We start from the raw sequence: 1,742 nt of genomic DNA, 5'->3' as shown, positions 1-1,742 counted from the left end.
TATCAAAATCAAACCCTCTTATTTGAATCAATATTATTCTAAAAATGGGTGGGTGTCTTTACTGTAAGAACATTTCAAGAAATATTTTTATCAATCCTTACTTCAAACTTACATTTTTCTTTTGGTGTCACTACCAGAAAAATCTTGTTACACAGGTTGTTCCACAATGCTATAGATAAAAGCTAATAACTTGCTGCACAGTACAAATATACTGTTCAATAGAAAATGATATTCCACAAGAGGTTGCGGAAGGAATTAAATTAATTATATAAAATCATTTTTAATAGAGATATCCGAAGAAACTTTTGGATGCTCTTTTTTTATTGGAGGATTTTTACATAGTTTGTCGAAGTATGTCTTTAACATATCCTCTAATTTATTGAAGTTCGTATAACATCGATTATAAGAACCCCTAGACCTTGTTTAAAGAAATAATAGTGTCAACAAGGCAGCAGTAAACAAGAAGAATCACAATGGTTTATTACTCCCAAAAAGCAGCTGATGTCTTTATTTAAAGCATGCGCTTTTTCTCTTTTGATCAGAGGAAAAAATTAGGAGGACAAAAAAAGTCTACAATATTGTTAAGTCTTTTCTATCTCTATCTGTTAATTTATGGAGGATTTCAAGGGCTATTGTCGAACTATCAATATAAAAAGAGAAACTAGGAGGTCTTTACCTGTGTTTAATAAAGTTGTATTCAATAAGGAGCTGTTAAACATCATTTCTAAAGCTAAAGACCGAGGTGAAGAGTATATTGAGGTCTCATCTAGAGACCTTCATATAAAGGTAGGAGGTTACCCTGGGCCCAGTCACAATATGCCTAGCTGTTGTGCAGTTATGTATGAACACATGAAAGATAAAGATGAAATTTTAAAAGCACCAAAGAAGGGAAAAGGAGCCAGTCTCATAATTAGATACTATTTGTAAATGTTTCTTTTTATGATTGTTAAACTTCGGTAGCGTTGAATAAAATTAGTGACTTATATATTACAAAGTGGAGGATTTATGCCGAATCATTTTGGAGTGAAAGTATCTGAAGGTAAACGTGATATAACACGAGAAAAGTATGCAGTAGTAAGTAAGAAAAATTCGTTGGTTCGTTTTTCGGCAGATATTTATGAGGATGAAGATGGGAAGTTTTATTCGGATGATTGGTATCAGCAGCTGCTCAAAGACAGTTTGACTAATTATGATTTGAACATTTTTATCACATTATTTGAAAGAAACGTTGAAGAAAAGATTATTATAGATCCGGTTATTTGGTTAATAAAAATACAAAATATCAAAGAAAATGAAAATTACAAAGAATACCTTCTTGCCATGGAAAAATGCATAGTAACAATTTTGGGCTAATTAATAAAGTTAAGCAATACCTAGAATTAAGAGGGAATTAGTAAGGTGAAGAAGGAAAACATTAGTAAAACAAAATAACTCCCCCGAGAATAGCAAGTATCTTAAAACATTAAATTTGTATATAATTAAAATAATGTAAAAATTTGCAGGAAAAGTAGATAAATTGTAGGTGAGAAGAATTGACTAGCTCAGAACTTGCTTTATTTAAAAAAAATACTGATGCTACTGGGACCAATAGAGGCTTTCTATATCAGTATTTAAAAACTTTAAATACATGGATAAAGAACTTTATCGCTAATAATAAGGTTGAGATCTACTGTGAAACAGAAGATGATATAAAAGAGTTAGATTTGCAGTGGCTGATTGAAGGAAGGATTAAAGCGTCTGAA

Annotated in this window: 2 protein-coding genes and 1 pseudogene; all 3 read left to right on the top strand. The window is 30.9% G+C overall.

Annotated features, from left to right (window positions below):
- Positions 1–678: 678 nt before the first annotated feature.
- Entirely contained in the window at positions 679–927 is a 249-nt protein-coding gene (locus ACOI1C_RS22475) for a hypothetical protein (protein ID WP_422512863.1), read from the top strand.
- Between the two features lie 78 nt (positions 928–1,005).
- On the top strand, positions 1,006–1,353 hold the full coding sequence (locus ACOI1C_RS22470) for a hypothetical protein (protein WP_422512862.1): 348 nt from the start codon (positions 1,006–1,008) through the stop codon (positions 1,351–1,353).
- Positions 1,354–1,532: 179 nt separating this feature from the next.
- Positions 1,533–1,742: pseudogene (locus ACOI1C_RS22465) on the top strand (hypothetical protein); the annotation flags it as partial.

The organism is Bacillus sp. DJP31 (assembly GCF_049310945.1).
Lineage (GTDB): Bacteria > Bacillota > Bacilli > Bacillales > SA4 > Bacillus_BS.
This window is presented reverse-complemented; position numbering and strand designations above follow the sequence as displayed.

What these genes read in the sequence shown, in the direction of transcription:
- ACOI1C_RS22470 (WP_422512862.1), top strand. Translation starts at nt 1,006, where the DNA reads ATGCCGAATCATTTTGGAGTGAAAGTATCTGAAGGTAAACGTGATATA.